The 15288-nt window shown below is 49.6% G+C and carries 12 protein-coding genes and 1 tRNA gene; 11 read left to right on the top strand and 2 right to left on the bottom strand.

Annotated elements, in window-relative coordinates; translation table 11 throughout:
• The first annotated feature begins 19 nt into the window (after nt 1-19).
• The 10 genes from nuoG (at nt 20) to HA050_RS02195 (ending at nt 10779) form a co-directional block, all read left to right on the top strand.
• Nucleotides 20-2317 (top strand): NADH-quinone oxidoreductase subunit NuoG, encoded by a 2298-nt coding sequence (nuoG, locus tag HA050_RS02240; RefSeq protein ID WP_166821495.1) that lies wholly within the window; start codon nt 20-22, stop codon nt 2315-2317.
• Nucleotides 2318-2329: 12 nt separating this feature from the next.
• On the top strand, nt 2330-3376 hold the full coding sequence (gene nuoH, locus HA050_RS02235; protein WP_099398502.1) for an NADH-quinone oxidoreductase subunit NuoH: 1047 nt from the start codon (nt 2330-2332) through the stop codon (nt 3374-3376).
• 12 nt (nt 3377-3388) lie between these two features.
• Nucleotides 3389-3877 carry an NADH-quinone oxidoreductase subunit NuoI gene (nuoI, locus tag HA050_RS02230; protein ID WP_046352280.1) on the top strand — a complete coding sequence of 163 codons (489 nt, stop codon included), beginning with the start codon at nt 3389-3391 and terminating at the stop codon, nt 3875-3877.
• A gap of 9 nt (nt 3878-3886) precedes the next feature.
• The gene (locus HA050_RS02225) at nt 3887-4522 is read left to right on the top strand and encodes an NADH-quinone oxidoreductase subunit J (RefSeq protein WP_166821492.1); all 636 of its coding nucleotides are present in this window, start codon (nt 3887-3889) and stop codon (nt 4520-4522) included.
• Between the two features lie 20 nt (nt 4523-4542).
• Nucleotides 4543-4848, top strand: coding sequence for an NADH-quinone oxidoreductase subunit NuoK (nuoK, locus tag HA050_RS02220; protein ID WP_099398500.1), 306 nt, complete (start codon nt 4543-4545; stop codon nt 4846-4848).
• A 16-nt stretch (nt 4849-4864) separates the two neighbouring features.
• Nucleotides 4865-6913 (top strand): NADH-quinone oxidoreductase subunit L, encoded by a 2049-nt coding sequence (gene nuoL / locus HA050_RS02215; protein WP_166821489.1) that lies wholly within the window; start codon nt 4865-4867, stop codon nt 6911-6913.
• 72 nt (nt 6914-6985) lie between these two features.
• On the top strand, nt 6986-8485 hold the full coding sequence (locus tag HA050_RS02210) for an NADH-quinone oxidoreductase subunit M (RefSeq protein ID WP_099398498.1): 1500 nt from the start codon (nt 6986-6988) through the stop codon (nt 8483-8485).
• Between the two features lie 99 nt (nt 8486-8584).
• Nucleotides 8585-10042 (top strand): NADH-quinone oxidoreductase subunit NuoN, encoded by a 1458-nt coding sequence (nuoN, locus tag HA050_RS02205; RefSeq protein ID WP_166821486.1) that lies wholly within the window; start codon nt 8585-8587, stop codon nt 10040-10042.
• Nucleotides 10042-10338: a DUF2818 family protein gene (locus tag HA050_RS02200; protein WP_115225721.1), complete on the top strand. Its 297-nt coding sequence runs from the start codon at nt 10042-10044 to the stop codon at nt 10336-10338. Before nuoN ends, HA050_RS02200 begins: the two co-directional genes overlap by 1 nt.
• An 84-nt stretch (nt 10339-10422) precedes the next feature.
• A complete protein-coding gene (locus HA050_RS02195) occupies nt 10423-10779 on the top strand; it encodes a hypothetical protein (protein ID WP_166821484.1) in 357 nt (118 codons plus the stop codon).
• A gap of 79 nt (nt 10780-10858) precedes the next feature.
• Here HA050_RS02195 and HA050_RS02190 read toward each other — a convergent pair whose 3' ends face one another.
• Together HA050_RS02190 and HA050_RS02185 are read right to left on the bottom strand one after the other, a co-directional pair.
• Nucleotides 10859-14002 carry a S8 family peptidase gene (locus HA050_RS02190; RefSeq protein WP_166821481.1) on the bottom strand — a complete coding sequence of 1048 codons (3144 nt, stop codon included), beginning with the start codon at nt 14000-14002 and terminating at the stop codon, nt 10859-10861.
• Nucleotides 13999-14700 (bottom strand): NF038120 family PEP-CTERM protein, encoded by a 702-nt coding sequence (locus tag HA050_RS02185; RefSeq protein WP_166821478.1) that lies wholly within the window; start codon nt 14698-14700, stop codon nt 13999-14001. Before HA050_RS02185 ends, HA050_RS02190 begins: the two co-directional genes overlap by 4 nt.
• Nucleotides 14701-15206: 506 nt before the next feature.
• Between HA050_RS02185 and HA050_RS02180 the strand changes: the two genes are divergently transcribed.
• Nucleotides 15207-15283: transfer RNA gene (locus HA050_RS02180), tRNA-Val, on the top strand.
• Nucleotides 15284-15288: the final 5 nt, after the last annotated feature.

The raw sequence follows: 15288 nt of genomic DNA, 5'->3' as shown, positions 1-15288 counted from the left end.
AATAGCCATTGAGTAGAGCATGCTGGAAATTGAAATCGACGGTAAGAAACTGACAGTACCTGGCGGTAGCACGGTAATGGACGCAGCCAATTCGGTTGGCGTGCATATCCCGCATTTTTGCTATCACAAAAAGCTGTCTATAGCCGCAAACTGCCGTATGTGCCTTGTTCAGGTTGAGAAAGCGCCTAAGCCTTTACCTGCCTGTGCAACTCCCGTCACGGACGGGATGAAAGTCTGGACCCACTCTGATCAGGCCGTGAAGGCGCAGCAGGGGGTGATGGAATTCTTGCTGATTAACCACCCGCTGGATTGCCCGATTTGCGATCAGGGTGGCGAATGTCAGCTGCAGGATCTGGCGGTAGGCTACGGCCAGTCTGGCTCCCGCTATACAGAAGAAAAACGCGTTGTTGCTAATAAAGACCTTGGCCCGCTGATTTCTACTGATATGACTCGCTGCATTCATTGCAGCCGCTGCGTTCGCTTTACCGAAGAAATTGCCGGTTTCCAGGAATTGGGTATGGCAGGCCGCGGCGAATTTACCGAAGTCATGTCCTTTATTGGCAAGACAGTTAAATCGGAAATTTCCGGCAATGTGATTGATCTGTGTCCGGTTGGCGCTCTGACCAGTAAGCCGTTCCGCTACTCAGCACGCACATGGGAATTATCCCGTCGTAAGTCTGTCAGCCCGCATGATGGCCTGGGTTCCAACCTTGTTGTGCAAGTCAAAAACAACAAGGTAATGCGCGTTCTGCCGCTGGAAAACGAAGCCATTAATGAATGCTGGCTGGCCGACCGTGATCGTTTCTCTTATGAGGCCTTAAACAGCGCTGAGCGCTTGCAAAAGCCAATGATTAAGCAAGGCGGCGTATGGCAGGTGACTGACTGGCAAACTGCGCTTGAATATGTAGCAAACGGCCTGAAGCAAGTGGTGTCAGACCATGGTGCGGCATCAGTTGCTGCTGTGGCCACACCAAACAGCACCGTTGAAGAGCTGTTTATGCTGCGTAAACTGATGGCAGGTTTGGGCGTAGAAAACGTCGAAACACGCTTACGCAATGCAGACTTCAGCCTTAATACTGCAGGTGCAACCTGGTTGGGCCAATCAATTGCTGATTTGGCTGCATCAGAGGCCGTGTTAGTGATTGGTTCAACATTGCGCCAGGAGCAGCCTTTGCTTGCTCAGCGCCTGCGTCAATCGGTAAAGAAAGGCCTGAAGCTTTCCTTGGTGAATGTGCATAGCGATGATTTGCTGACTAAAGTAGCCGCGCAATCTGTTCTTCGCCCTGATCAGCTGGTGGAAGGCGTGCTGGCCGTGATTAAGGCTGTTGTTGAAGCTGACACCAGCAAGGCCGCTCCTGCACATCTCGATTTGGCTGGCGTTGAAGTGACTGAGGCAGCCCGCGCGATTGCTGCAACTCTGACTGGTAAATCTGCTGTATTGCTGGGTAATATCGCAACGCACAATCCACGCGCCGCTGAGTTACACGCTGCAGCTGCAGCATTGGCTGAGCTGACTGGCGCAACACTGGGCGTAATGAGCGAAGCCGCAAATACCGTGGGCGCTCAGCTGATCGGTGCAACCGTTGGTGGCAATGTTTTCGCTGCGCCTAAAAAAGCTTACGTTCTTTTAAATGCTGAAACCGAGTTTGATACGCATAACGGCGCGCAGGCTCTGGCAGCAGTAAAAGCGGCTGAAATGGTGGTAGTGATGTCGGCATTTAATAGCTGCGCGCTTGATTTTGCCGATGTGATTCTGCCGGTTTCACCATTCTCAGAAACCTCCGGCACTTTCGTCAATATGGAAGGCAAACCACAAAGCTTTAATGGTGTGGTGCGTCCTCTGGGCGAGACACGTCCGGCCTGGAAAGTATTCCGCGTCTTGGGCAATGTGCTTGGTTTTAATGGCTTTGATTACGAATCGTCTGAACAGATTCGTGATGAAGCCCTGCCGGGTGATACCGCTGCCCGTCTGAATAACACCGCCGCAGCTGCTGTGGCAGTTAAAGCTCAGGCTGTTTCCGGCCTGGTTCGCTTGGGCGAAGTGGCGATGTATCAGGCAGATGCGCTGGTACGCCGCGCTCCAAGCTTGCAGGCCACGCTGGCCGCTCCGGCTCTGAAAGCCAATGCAGCCACACTGGCAGCTTTGGGTCTGGCTGTGAATGATCTGGCGCGGGCAGAGCAGGGTGGTCAGGCTGTATCGCTCTTTGCTGAGCTGGATGCGGGTCTTGCAGACAACGTGATTCGTGTGGCTGCATCGCATTCCGCAACGCGCGAGCTTGCTGGCATGTTCGACAGTCTCTCGGTTTCTAAAGCTTAAAGGGCGCCCAATATGGAAATGTTACAAGGGTTGTTCGGCACAGAGATCGCGTTTGTCCTCTGGACCTTACTCAAGATCGTTTGCATCGTTGCGCCTTTAATGGGCGCGGTGGCTTACCTGACATTAGCTGAACGTAAAGTGATCGGTTATATGCAGATTCGTATCGGCCCGAACCGGGTTGGTCCGTTTGGTCTGCTGCAACCGATTGCCGACGGTGTAAAGCTGCTGCTGAAAGAAATTATTTCTCCATCTGCTGCCAGCACTGGTCTGTTCTTTTTAGCGCCGATTATGGTTCTGGTACCGGCACTGGCGGCTTGGGCCGTAGTGCCGTTTTATCCTGGCTATGTTTTATCGGATGTGAATGTCGGCTTGCTCTACGTGATGGCTATCACTTCGATGGGCGTTTACGGCGTGATTCTGGCAGGCTGGGCATCTAACTCCAAATACGCTTTTCTTGGTGCAATGCGCGCTGCGGCTCAGGTGATTTCTTATGAGCTGGCAATGGGCTTTGCCCTGGTCGGTGTGATGATGGTTTCGGGCAGCTTAAATATGACCGAAATTGTGAATCAGCAAAGCCAGGGTGTAGCTGGTGGCTCGATTCTGTCATGGAATCTGATTCCCTTAATGCCGCTGTTTGTTGTGTACTTTATTTCTGGTGTGGCTGAAACCAACCGCGCGCCATTTGACGTAACCGAAGGCGAATCAGAAATTGTTGCGGGCCACATGGTTGAATACTCGGGCATGAGCTTCGCACTGTTCTTCCTGGCCGAATACGCCAATATGATTCTGATTTCAGCAATGACATCGATCATGTTCCTTGGCGGCTGGTTAAGCCCGTTCCCGGCAAGCTGGGGTATTCTGGGCGCGCCATCGGTACTGTGGTGGGTATTAAAAGTAGCCTTTATGCTGTTCTGCTTCTTGTGGTTCCGCGCTACTTTCCCCCGTTATCGTTACGATCAGCTTATGCGTTTGGGTTGGAAAATTTTCATCCCGGTCACCTTGATTTGGATTGTGGTAGTGGGCGCCTGGATGCAGACGCCGCTGTCCCTCTGGAAATAAACAGGATCCGCTATGGAAAAGATTGCTTATTTCTTTAAAACGTTCTTGCTTGTGGAATTGGTAAAAGGCCTGATGCTTACCGGCCGCCATATGTTCCAAACCAAGATCACAGTGCAGTTCCCTGAAGAAAAAACACCGTACAGTCCGCGTTTTCGCGGCCTGCACGCACAGCGCCGCTATGCCAATGGTGAAGAGCGTTGTATCGCCTGTAAGCTTTGTGAAGCAGTTTGCCCGGCTCAGGCGATTGTGATTGAGTCAGACAAGCGTGAGGACGGCACACGCCGCACTACTCGTTATGACATCGATCTGACTAAATGTATTTTCTGTGGTTTTTGTGAGGAAGCTTGCCCGGTGGATGCCATCGTGGAAACGCATATCCTTGAATATCACGGCGAAAAACGGGGCGACCTCTACTACACCAAGCCAATGTTGCTGGCAGTTGGTGATAAGTACGAGAGCGAAATTGCTGAACGTAAAGCGCAAGACGCTAAGTACCGCTAAGGGTATCCGATGACAATTGCTCTATTTAGTTTCTTCGCACTGGTGCTGCTGGTTTCTGCACTTGGCGTAGTCAGTACCAAAAATCCGGTACAAGCCGCTTTACTGCTGATTTTGTCTTTCTTTACCGCAGCTATGCTGTGGATGCTGATGAAGGCAGAATTCCTGGCTGTTTCCCTTGTGCTGATTTATGTGGGGGCAGTCATGGTGCTGTTCCTGTTTGTGGTGATGATGCTGGACATTAATTTCGAGGAGCTGCGTAAAGGCTTCTGGAAGTTTGCTCCTGTCGCCGGTGTTGTTGCTGGCACCATGCTGGTGGAAATGGTCTTGGTGATTACCCATGGCGCAAGCCAGCTGGAAGGTGCTGCGCTGGTTGAGCGTCCTGCTGGCTATAGCAATGTGCATGAATTAGGCCGTTTGATTTACACCCAGTATTTCCTGCCTTTCCAGTTAGCTTCAGTGATTCTGCTGGTGGGTATGATTGCCGCCATTGGCCTTACTCTGCGTAAACGTAAAAGCAGCAAATACATCAATCCTGGTGAGCAGGTTCGTGTTAAAGCCAGTGATCGTCTGCGTATCGTCAAGATGGCAGCCACCGTTAAAGAGCTGGCAGAAGTTCCTGCCAGCGATGATAAACCAGCAGCCTAAGTGCCCAAGGAAAAGTTTTTATGCTTGAGTTGACGCATTATCTTGTGCTGGCGGCTTGTTTATTTGCCATCAGTATTTTCGGTATCTTTATGAACCGTAAAAACTTAATCGTGCTGCTTATGGCGATTGAGTTGATGTTGCTTGCGGTGAATATGAATTTCATTGCTTTCTCGCAGTTCCTTGGCGATTCAGCAGGGCAGATTTTCGTGTTCTTTATCTTGACGGTGGCCGCGGCTGAAGCCGCAATTGGGCTGGCGATCCTGATTGTGTTATTCCGCAATCTGCGATCGATCAACGTCGAAGATCTCGACAGCCTGAAGGGTTAAGGGGACAGGGTTATATATGGATATGAAAACGATTTATCTCTTAATCCCGCTGGCGCCCCTGTTTGGCGCGCTGGTTGCAGGCTTGTTTGGCTGGGCAATCGGGCGGCGTGCATCGCATATCGTCACGATTGGTGGTGTTGCTGCTTCGTTCCTGATGTCGGCTTATGTTTTAAACCATCTGGTGTCAGGTGGCGATAACTTTAACGGTACGGTTTATACCTGGCTGACTGTTAATGGTGTTGATTTCAATGTTGGTTTCCTGGTTGATAAGCTCACCGCAATGATGATGTGCGTGGTGACCTTTGTATCCCTGATGGTGCATATCTATACCATTGGTTATATGTCTGAAGACCCGGGTTATCAGCGTTTCTTCAGCTATATCTCGCTGTTTACCTTCTCGATGCTGATGCTGGTGATGGCGAATAACTTCGTTCAGCTCTTCTTCGGCTGGGAAGCGGTAGGTTTGGTTTCTTACCTCTTGATTGGTTTCTGGTTCAAAAAGCCAACGGCCACTTTCGCCAATATGAAGGCTTTCCTGATCAACCGTGTAGGTGACTTTGGTTTCCTTTTAGGGATTGGTCTGGTGCTGGCTTACTTTGGCTCGCTCGATTACGCCGATGTATTTGCAAAAGCACCTGCACTGAAAGAAGCCACGATTAGCTTGTTCCCAAATGTGACCTGGTCCTTGTTGTCGGTGACTTGCATCTTGCTGTTTATCGGTGCGATGGGTAAATCGGCTCAGTTTCCGCTGCATGTCTGGTTGCCGGATTCGATGGAAGGCCCGACACCGATTTCCGCACTGATTCACGCGGCAACAATGGTGACGGCAGGTATCTTTATGGTGGCGCGTATGTCGCCATTGTTTGAGTTATCAGATACTGCGCTGAATTTTGTGATGGTAATTGGCTCGATTACTGCGCTGTTTATGGGTTTCCTCGGGATTATCCAGAACGATATCAAGCGCGTTGTGGCATATTCCACTTTGTCACAGCTCGGTTATATGACGGTTGCTTTAGGTGCATCAGCTTACTCGGTAGCGGTATTTCACCTGATGACGCACGCATTCTTTAAAGCGCTGTTATTCCTTGCTGCAGGTTCTGTGATTATTGGTATGCATCACGATCAGGACATCCGCAATATGGGTGGCTTGAAGAAATACATGCCAATTACCTGGATTACCTCTTTGATTGGCTCTCTGGCCCTGATCGGTACACCGTTCTTGTCTGGTTTCTATTCTAAAGATTCGATTATCGAAGCGGTGCACGCTTCAAACTTGCCAGGCGCTGGTTTTGCTTACTTCGCTGTTGTGGCTGGTGTGTTTGTAACGGCTTTCTACTCTTTCCGTATGTACTTCCTGGTGTTCCACGGTGAAGAGCGTTTCGGTAAGGCGCATGATCACCACGGCCACGATGCGCATGCACATGATGATGATCATCATGCTGATGAGCACCATCATGGTCTTGCTCCAGGGCAAAAACCGCATGAAACACCTTGGGTAGTGACTTTGCCGCTGGTGATGCTGGCTATCCCGTCGCTGGTGATTGGTTACTTTGCAATCGATCCTATGCTTTACGGTGATTTCTTCAAGGGTGTGATTTTTGTAAATCATGAAGCTCACCCTGCTATGGAAGTGATGAAAGAAGAATTCCATGGCGCAATCGGCATGGGTATTCACTCTCTGACCACCTTGCCATTCTGGCTGGCCTTAGCAGGTGTAGCGGTGTCCTGGTACTTCTACCTGGTGAAGCCAAGTATTCCTGCTGCTCTGGAACGCTTCTTTACATCGGTAGGTATCAAGAAACTGCTGGATGAGAAGTACTACATGGATCACCTGTATATCAATGGCTTTGCAGCAGGTGGTCGTGTATTGGGTACTTTATTCTGGAAAGTAGGGGATACCTTCATCATCGACGGCTTGCTTGTTAATGGCTCAGCTAAGCTGGTGGGGCTGTTTTCAGCGTTGGCGCGTAAATTGCAATCTGGTTATATCTACCACTACGCTTTTGCCATGATTATCGGTGCAATTGGCCTGATGACGTGGTGGATTGCTGGCCTGCTGGCCTAATAAGATGGCCGGCGTACAGCCGGGGATCGGGGGGCTTTGCCCCCCTCGGATTAAATAACAAGTAGGTTGACTATGACGGGTAATCTTCTAAGCCTCGCGATCTGGCTGCCGATCGTGGCAGGCCTTGCAGTACTCGCGACAGGCGGGGACAAAAACGCTAAAGCGGCGCGCTGGCTGGCGCTGGCTGGCGCTTTGCTGAGTTTCTTGGTAACCATTCCGCTGTATACGCAGTTTGAGTCTTTGCACGGCGGCATGCAGTTTGAAGAAATGATCCCTTGGATCACTTCATTTAATATCAACTACCATCTTGGGGTTGATGGCATTTCGATGCTGTTTGTAATTTTAAATAGCTTTGTCACTCTGATGGTTGTATTGGCAGGCTGGCAGGTTATTGAGAAACGCACCGCGCAATATATGGCCGCTTTCCTGATTATGTCGGGCCTGATCAATGGCGCATTTGCTGCGCTTGATGCGATCTTGTTCTACGTATTCTTTGAAGCGATGCTGATTCCTATGTACCTGATTATTGGTATCTGGGGTGGCCCGCGCCGCGTGTATGCATCGATTAAATTCTTTCTTTACACCTTACTTGGTTCTTTGCTGACACTGGTTGGTTTTATCTACCTGTATCAGCAAACGGGCGGTAGTTTTGAAATTGCTGATTTCCAGCGCCTGCCGCTGGGAATGACCGCTCAGACTTTAGTACTGATTGCCTTCTTCTTTGCCTTTGCTGTGAAAGTGCCAATGTGGCCTGTTCACACATGGTTGCCGGATGCCCACGTTGAAGCGCCTACTGGTGGTTCGATGGTACTGGCAGCTATTACCCTGAAACTGGGGGCTTATGGTTTCCTGCGGTTTGCCCTGCCGATTGCACCGGATGCTGCACGCGAATACGCATGGGTGTTTGTAGCATTGTCACTGGTTGCGGTGATTTACATTGGTTTGGTGGCACTTGTGCAAACCGATATGAAAAAGCTGGTTGCTTATTCATCGATCTCACATATGGGTTTTGTCACGCTGGGCTTCTTTATGTTTGCCGGCGGCACGCAAATGAACCAGTACGCAGTTGAAGGCGCATTACTGCAAATGATCTCGCACGGCTTTGTGTCTGCCGCGATGTTCTTCTGTATTGGCGTGATGTACGACCGTGTACACAGCCGCAAGATCGCCGATTACGGTGGCGTGGCGAATAAAATGCCAATTTTCGCCAGTTTTATGATGCTGTTTGCAATGGCTAACTCAGGTCTGCCGGGCACTTCTGGTTTTGCCGGTGAATTTATGGTGATTCTGGGGGCTGTACAAGTGAACTTCTGGTACGCCTTTGCGGGTGCTACAACGCTGATCTTTGGTGCTGCTTATACCCTGTGGATGTACAAGCGGGTGTTATTCGGTGAGGTTGCCAATGATCATGTTGAGCATCTGAAAGACGTAAATTCACGCGAATTCCTGATCCTTGCTGTATTAGCTGTAGCGGTATTGGGCATGGGCCTGTATCCGAAGCCATTTGCTGATGTAATGCATGTGTCTGTTAATGATTTGATCTGGCATGTATCACAAAGCAAATTGCACTGATTCGAGATAGTCGGGCATTCATTTTATGAATACCCGACTTTATCCAGAGGTAGAAACATACCTTCGGACCACCATACTATTATTTGATAGGGTTGAATAATGACCTGGACCAGCCTGAATGCTTGGGTGGCAATGCCGGAAATTTTCCTGCTGCTTGCCAGCTGTGCGGTACTACTGATTGATTTGTTTGTGTCGGATGCCAAGCGACACATTACTTATGTGTTGACGCTGCTTGTGTTGGCGGTAACCGCTTTCCTCGTTGTGAATGGCTATCAGGCCACTCCGCGTCTGGCATTTAATGGTTTGTTTATTAGTGATCCAATCGCTGATTTTGCCAAAATCGGCATGATCCTGGGCGTGGCACTGGTGCTGATTTATGGCCGTGATTACAGCATGGTGCGCGGTCTGTTCCGTGGCGAGTTGTTTACGCTGACTCTGTTTGCTCTGGCGGGCATGATGATCATGGCCTCCAGCGTTAATTTCTTAACGCTGTACATGGGCCTTGAGTTGCTGTCCTTGTCTTTGTACGCCCTCGTGGCGTTGCAGCGTGATTCAGTGCAATCCACAGAAGCTGCGATGAAGTACTTTATTCTGGGTGCTTTAGCATCTGGTATGTTGCTTTACGGTATGTCGATGATTTACGGCGCGACCGCTTCGCTGGATGTGTTTGTGATCGCCCATAAGATTGCCAGTGGTGAAGCAAACCGTATGCTTGCCGCTTTTGGTCTGGTCTTCCTTGTGACAGGTATTGGCTTTAAATTGGGCGCAGTACCATTCCATATGTGGGTGCCGGATGTTTATGAAGGTGCACCTACACCTGTAACTCAACTGATTGGTTCTGCTCCTAAGCTGGCTGCCTTTGTATTTGTGATTCGCTTATTAGCGCAAGGTATGGAAGGCTACGCTTTTGACTGGCGCGGCATGCTGGTGGTGTTGTCAGTGCTCTCTATGGGTATTGGTAACCTGACCGCAATTGCTCAAACCAGCATGAAACGCATGATGGCTTACTCCACGATCTCTCATATGGGCTTCTTGCTCTTAGGTATCCTGGTTGCCAGCCCGGTTGGTTACGCCGCGTCGTTTTTCTACGCCATGGTTTATGTACTGACGGCGGCAGCGGGTTTCGGTATGGTGATGCTGCTGTCCCGCGAAGGCTTTGAAGCCGATAAGATTGATGATTTCAAAGGCTTGGCAGCGCGCAGCCCGTGGTTTGCCTGCATGATGATGTTTGTGATGTTCTCTATGGCAGGTATTCCGGTCTTTGTTGGTTTCTTTGCTAAGTTGTCGGTATTACAGGCAGTGGTAAATCTGGGCTATGTCTGGCTGGCGGTGATTGCGGTGATGTTCTCGCTGGTTGGCGCGTTTTATTACCTGCGCGTTGTGAAGATCATGTATTTTGATGAAGCAACAGACTCAGCGCCGATTGAGGCAGGTTTTGATACCAGGCTGGTGCTGTCTGTGAACTGCATTTTGTTGCTGGTGATGGGTCTGATGCCTGATCGCCTGATGGCAGTGCTGTCGCAAGCCGTTACTTCATCACTGACTGTGCCAATGTAATGAATAATGTGTACCTGCTCTGTGGATTGGCGCTGATTGCTGCCAATCTGCCGTTTTTCTTTGAGCGTATTATTTTTTGCATTCCGGCCAAAAAGGTGAAGGGTTTTCACTGGCGCATGTTAGAGCTGATTTTGCTCTATCTTGCGCTGGGCTTGCTGGCAAGGGTACTGGAGGGACGACTCTCTCCGGTGCACGCGCAAAACTGGCCTTTCTTTGCCACGACCTTTGCGATGTTTATCGTATTTGCCTGGCCTGGATTTGTTTGGCGCTATTTCTGGCGTAAACCTGGAATCTAAAAAAAAAGCCCAACATTGTTTGGGCTTTTTTGTGTTTAATGATAAGCGTATGCCTGTGTTTTGCTACCCGCTCATGGAGCCTCAATGATTGCTAAACTGTCTGCTTTGTTTTTTTGCCTGAGTGTTTCTTCTTCTTTTGCGGAAGAAACTTTGCATAGTTTAAGGGCAGAAATTGGCAGTGCCAGGTGCGTGCAAGATACGCAATGCCGAACCGTGGCTGTGGGGGCACAGTCATGCGGTGGCCCTGAGCTGTATCTGCCATGGTCTGTTGCAGAAGGGCAAGGGGAAAAAATAGCTTTGCTTGCCAGGCAATATAGTCAGCAAAGGGTGTCTGATATTAAAAAAAGCGGTGAGTTATCTGCATGCCAGTTTGTGGCAGACCCAGGCGCAGTATGCAGGCAAAAGCAGTGTGTTTTACAGAGTACGGGTGTGATGAACTAGGCGTGTTTGATTTTTAGGCATAAAAAACGGCGAACCAAACTGGCTCGCCGTTTTGCATTAAAGATCACATGCTGCTTAGTTAAATACCCGCACTGACCGCGCGCGATGTTGAAGTAGCACTTGGGACAGGATCATTGGTTTCAACAAGTAGTGATGTATTGCTTTGTGCTGCCCCGTCAATCAGGTAAGACACATTAGCAAGGTAGCGTTTACCTGTTGGCAGATCTTTCCAGCTAAAGCCTACAGAAGCAGTACCGCCTACATAGATTTTACCTGGAGCGAGCGCTTTAAACGAGCCACCTGTATCGCCAGCGTTCACAATCCAGCTGGATAATGTGTAATCTGTGGTGCCTCCTTTGACTGCATAACCCACAACGCACGCTTTGTAGTTGCCTGCAGGCAGGTTAAAAAGCTGAACACTTTCGTTTGAGCCATCGCTTCCGCTGCTGCCCACTTTCACACCCGCAGCGTTCATCACCAGTAAATCGAGGTCATCTTCGCCACCGTGTGTGGTATCAGCGTTGTAAAGTGCAAAGCGTGTTGCCAGATTGCCGGCAGGAACACTAAATGAATGAACGATCACGCCAGCAGTACTTGTTCCTGCTGTGCATTCACGTACACCATCTTTTGCTGCGGAATCCGTTGCAACAGTTGCTTTGTTCAGCGTCGCTTCTTTCAAGCCACCCTTCACTAAAGTGAGTTTTCCGTCGCTGCCAGTCGCAATGGTCACCACTTTATTGCCTGTGGTTTCTTCGCTGTTCAGTTGCGAAACGGTGGCAAGTAAGCTGGCTCTGGCTGTTAAGGGTGAGCGCACGGTATGAGTGCCATCAGACCAGACGAGCGAGCCGTATTGGTAAACACTCTTTGGTGCGGTGGTACGGCTTAAAGTAACGGTGAATGATTTACTTTCACCCGGATTCAAGCTCAGAGTGGATGGTGATACAACGGTATCAAAGCCACTGATTGACGCTTGAGCCGTGTACGTTGCTACGCGATCACTGACATTCGTTACTGTACGGTTGAATGTAAATTTGCCCAGCACGTTTGCTGCCGTCAGCGATGGCACGTTTAAGTTGTAAGGCTGAATGCTGCCGATTAAGCTGCATTTGCTTGGGCTTAGCTGATTTTGTCCGCACAGATAGCGGTCGTAATCCAGCGGGCTTACATCGTAAACCAGGCCCGGGTCTGCTGCCGTATTCGGGTTAACATGGCCTGCGCCCTGTGCCCATGGCAGCAAACCGTTTTGTAATCCCGGCTGACCGTCGTTTAGTGTTGAATAAGCGCTGGTCATGAGGGCTGACTTAATCGCAGCTGGTGACCATGTGGGGTGCAGCTGATGCAGCAGCGCACCCAGTCCTGCCACATGCGGGCTGGACATCGATGTACCTTGCATGGATTGCCATTCAGCAGGGGCCGCAGCACCATTTGCAACCTGGTTACGCTGAGCTTCAGTCAGTTCAGGCCGTGAAGCGGCCAGAATATCCACGCCAGGCGCGGTTAAATCTGGTTTAAGCACGTTGGCATCAGCACGGTTTGGCCCTCGTGATGAAAAATCAGCCATTACAGGGGCATTGCCGGCCGAGGTCGTTACCGATGCGCTGAATAATGCCTGTGCAGTATTACCCGCTGCCGCTGCGTAGGCTTTTGCAGCCACGCCATCCGCGGCACTGATATGGACCGTTGGAATCACATGTGAAAACGCGGTAATCGTTGCAGCACCGCCAGCAACATTGGTCAGCAGCATGCCTGCACCGCCTGCTTCTTTTACTGCTGCACTTTTATTGAGCAAAGCAGATGAGCCGCGATCGCACAGCACAATTTTTCCGGCTACTTTGGCCGGATCAAGTTTTGCATCTGCAGGGACGCTATCTGCATCGCCGTAGCAACGATCCAGTGCTGCTTTGCTGGCTGGTGAAAGGCTTTCATAGTTTGAAATACCCGCATTTTTGGCCACAATCAGATTGCCTGACAGCGGAGCAGGGTTCACTGACCCACCTTTATATACGCTGTTGCCAAGGGTGACGGTGCTTTCCTGTACCCGGTCATGAGTGGATGCTGCAACAGTGGTCAGCCATGGACCAATATGCGCCACCATATTCGCCGGGCCGCTGTTACCTGCTGATGCAGCAACAAATACCCCGGCATTTGTTGCTGCCAGAAAGGCAAGGTCAACCGGATCATTCAGCTGCTCACCGCCGCTGATGGAGTAATTCAGTACATTTACCCCGTCGCTGACTGCCGCCTCAATAGCTTTGATGCTGTCACCGCCATAGCAATTGTTTTTGCCTGCAGCAACAACAGGGTCATTGGATGTCCAGCATACTTTGTAAGTTGCAAGGCGGGCTCTGGGCGCAATACCAGAAATATAGCCAATTGACGCACCACCAATAGCCGCCGCTACTTTGCCATTGCCACCGGCCGTAGATGCAGTATGTGAACCATGGCTATCGCTGTCGCGCGGAGAGTTATAGTCGCTCCAGTGCGGTACTTTGGCCCCGCTGGCAACCAGCGCATCGTACTGAGCCCTGAATTTTTTGGCACCAATCAGCTTGTTATTACAATTTGCATTGGAAAAACCTTCGCCATTTTCGCAAGAGCCTTTCCATGCGGCAGGCGGCGCACCATAGACTTGGGTACCAGCCGCATCATGTGTAGCTTCGCCATTCGCATTAACGCGATCAGCAAAAGAAGGATCTTCAGGCCATACACCTGTATCAATCACACCAATAACAATGTTTTCACCGGCGCTGGCCGCCCCATTTAATTTTGACCAAAGGCCAACACCTGGTTTATCCAGCCCTAAAAATTTAGGGGTGTAATTGGTTTGGATGGTCCGTGGCAGATCCAGGGTAATGGCAACAACATCAGTGTTATTTTTGAGTTTTCGTACTTCAGCATCCGTCAGCATGGCTGAGAAGCCATTAAATACAACCTGGTAGTTGTGCACGACAGGTGCATTGCCAATGCTGGCAATCACGTTATTTTGCTTGCGCTCGATATAGTTGATGTAAGCCTGAACATCATAAGCATTGATATCCAGTAACTGACCACTAACTGGTTTTGTTGCTTTTAAGCCACTGATTGCACCTGTATAAGAGGCGGCTGGCTGATCAGTCAGCTGAATAATATAAGGCAGGCGGGCCTCTTCTGCTGATGCAAAGCCGGCAGCACCAGCAGTCAGTAATGCGGTGATAGCTAAATTAATAATGCTGCGTTTCATCATGATGCAATCCCTGCAGAGTTGTTTTGAGCTTTGTTTTTACGGCGCATCATCATGGTGATGCTTGCCAGGCCCAGTGCCATCAGCAGCCATTCAGCAGGCTCTGGTACGGCGGCAACATTTATATTGTCGATAGCAAATTGCGCCTGGTTATTGCCAAAAGCCACGCAAGCACCTGCCTCAGTTGTCAGGCAGGCAGCAAAACTGATTTCTGTAAAGACACGGTTATTTGCTGTGTATTGGAAATCGCTGAAAGACCATTGCCCGTTCGAGTTTTGCCCTGGCAAAGTAAAGCGATCAATAAAGCTTTCGCCACCGATGCCCTTGCCCAGAACAATTAAATTAGCCACGCTGAAAGGGATATTTGCCAGAAGAGGGGATGTAAAGCTGCTTGAAAAGCTGCTTAGTGTGAAGCCAGTATCGTTGGAGATACGCAAGCCACCATCGTTTAAGCCAAGGTAGTAAGGCGTATCGTTGCCGCCCGGGCAATCAATAATTGTGCAAGTGTCGGCGGAGGCAATTGCGCCGGCCATGCCTTCGCCCAGCACAGATAATTTAAAAGAGGAATCTGCCTGTACAGTGTCCCCCCCTTCATAAATTTCGCCTTTTAATGAGTCAAAGTTAATAATCGAAGCCTGTGCAGCAGGCATGGAGAAACCAATGGCTGCCGTCAGCAGTGCCATCTTGAGTGATTGCTTCATATAACTCCCTGTGTCTTGGATTTGAATGAACAACGGGCGTGCTCAAGGCTCAGGCATAAAGTGCCTCTACTGACTTAATCTGACTCTTTTGCCTGATTATTTTTATGTGATTTATTTAGTTGATGTACTGATTGCCTTTCATATTTATGAAGTTGGCGTGTAAATAATAACAAAATATGCCAATACGTCTATATTTCACCGTCATAAATCATTTATTTGTATCTGTTATGTAGCAGTATTGAGAAAACAGCATTTTTTGATGGTTTTTCTTTCTATCTTTGAAAGTAAATCAAGGCACAAGAAGTGCTGATTTTTCATTGCAGATGCAAACATTTTCAGGCTGAAATATATAAACCGCTTTTAATTCAAATGGTTAATTTTATGGTTAGGCTTATCTTCGGGGATGGAGTGAAATTTTTTTATTTCTGGCTTGTGCCGGTGGAAGATCTCGTTTAGAATGCTGTCTCTCTGATCTTGTTGTTCAGCACCAAGTCAGTTAAAGCGCTAGGGTTGTAGCTCAGTTGGTTAGAGCGTTTGGTCGACATCCAAGAGGTCGTGAGTTCGAATCTCACCAACCCTACCAAAAAA

Origin of the sequence: Iodobacter violaceini, assembly GCF_011601265.1 — a bacterium.
In the GTDB taxonomy this organism is placed as follows: domain Bacteria; phylum Pseudomonadota; class Gammaproteobacteria; order Burkholderiales; family Chitinibacteraceae; genus Iodobacter; species Iodobacter violaceini.
The sequence above is the reverse complement of the archived record's forward strand: the minus strand, read 5'-3'. Positions and strand labels throughout refer to the sequence as shown.